2 tRNA genes and 2 rRNA genes are annotated in these 1,548 nt (G+C 55.7%); all 4 read left to right on the top strand.

The annotated features are described in order from the left end of the window. A 16S ribosomal RNA gene (locus IE191_RS20885) occupies nt 1-224 on the top strand; the annotation flags it as partial. Between the two features lie 186 nt (nt 225-410). Beyond that, a tRNA-Ile gene (locus tag IE191_RS20880) sits at nt 411-487 on the top strand. Nucleotides 488-630: 143 nt separating this feature from the next. Continuing rightward, nucleotides 631-706: transfer RNA gene (locus IE191_RS20875), tRNA-Ala, on the top strand. Between the two features lie 329 nt (nt 707-1,035). Continuing rightward, nucleotides 1,036-1,548, top strand: a 23S ribosomal RNA gene (locus tag IE191_RS20870); the annotation flags it as partial.

The following is a 1,548-nucleotide window of genomic DNA, read 5'->3' as shown; positions in this document are numbered from 1 at the left end:
TCGAGAGCATGAAGGCGGAATCGCTAGTAATCGCGGATCAGCATGCCGCGGTGAATACGTTCCCAGGCCTTGTACACACCGCCCGTCACACCATGGGAGTTGGATTCACTCGAAGGCGTTGAGCTAACCCGCAAGGGAGGCAGGCGACCACAGTGGGTTTAGCGACTGGGGTGAAGTCGTAACAAGGTAGCCGTAGGGGAACCTGCGGCTGGATCACCTCCTTTCTAAGGATCGGTCGGCAGCCCGCCTTGCACAGCAAGGCAATATGGCTCCAACCTTTTCATGGAACATGCCGTCGTCCTCATGTCCCTTCATCAACGGAGATAGCATGGTCAGCCTGGTCTGATCATGTTGCCTGCCTGAGCTGGCTAACGCCGCTTGGCGGCCTTTTGGCCAGCCTGGCGCGATATGGGCCGGTAGCTCAGGTGGTTAGAGCGCACGCCTGATAAGCGTGAGGTCGCAAGTTCAACTCTTGCTCGGCCCACCATGTCGCAGTTGCAGGGCAAATTAGCGGAACGCTAATTTGCCCAGCAACAAGACCGGCCAGCGGGGCGATGCCATGCCATAAGGCGTGGCTTTGCCACGACTGACGGCTTGGCGAGCTGTGACCTCTCACGACCTTCAAGGTTTGGGGCCTTAGCTCAGCTGGGAGAGCACCTGCTTTGCAAGCAGGGGGTCATCGGTTCGATCCCGATAGGCTCCACCATTCGCCGCTGTCGCAAGATGGTCGGCTGGAGTGGTCGGATTGCTCGAACGAATTCTCCGGGGATGAAGAAACGAGTTCCGGCCATGCGCAAGCATGGTCTGGTATTGGCACGTTTGGTGCCTCTTTGACATTGTGAATGGGTTTTTTAGATCGATGCCGTGTTGCATCGTATCGGCGATTACGGTCGCTGTGCGAGCAAGCAACACACATTATGGGCAGCGGTCGTGTGGCGAAAGCTGCATGATGTGTTGTTCGATCTGGCTGAGATATCGTCCGCACCTGGCACACCGCAAACGTTATGCAGGTTTGTTGGTGATGGTGTGGATTCTCAAGCGTGAGGTAAGAGCATCTGGTGGATGCCTTGGCATGTACAGGCGAAGAAGGACGTGGCACGCTGCGATAAGCGTCGGGGAGCTGTGAGCAAGCTTTGATCCGGCGATTTCCGAATGGGGAAACCCACCTTCACCATTTCTCTCGAGCTTCGGGTAACCGGACCTTGAGTGAGGTGGATAAGGTATCACCTTAGTGAATATATAGCTTTGGTGAAGCGAACCCGGGGAACTGAAACATCTCAGTACCTGGAGGAAAAGACATCAACCGAGATTCCGTTAGTAGTGGCGAGCGAACGCGGACCAGGCCAGTGCCTCATCTTCAACTAGCAGAACAGTCTGGAAAGTCTGGCCATAGCGGGTGATAGCCCCGTATGCGAAAGTGATGGATGAGGCCTCGAGTAGGGCGGGACACGTGAAATCCTGTCTGAACATGGGGGGACCACCCTCCAAGCCTAAATACTCGTACATGACCGATAGCGAACCAGTACCGTGAGGGAAAGGTGAAAAGCA

The sequence above is a fragment of the Novosphingobium pokkalii genome (assembly GCF_014652855.1).
GTDB classification, from domain to species: domain Bacteria; phylum Pseudomonadota; class Alphaproteobacteria; order Sphingomonadales; family Sphingomonadaceae; genus Novosphingobium; species Novosphingobium pokkalii.
Note: the sequence above shows the minus strand (reverse complement) of the source record. Positions and strands in the feature narration are given on the sequence as shown.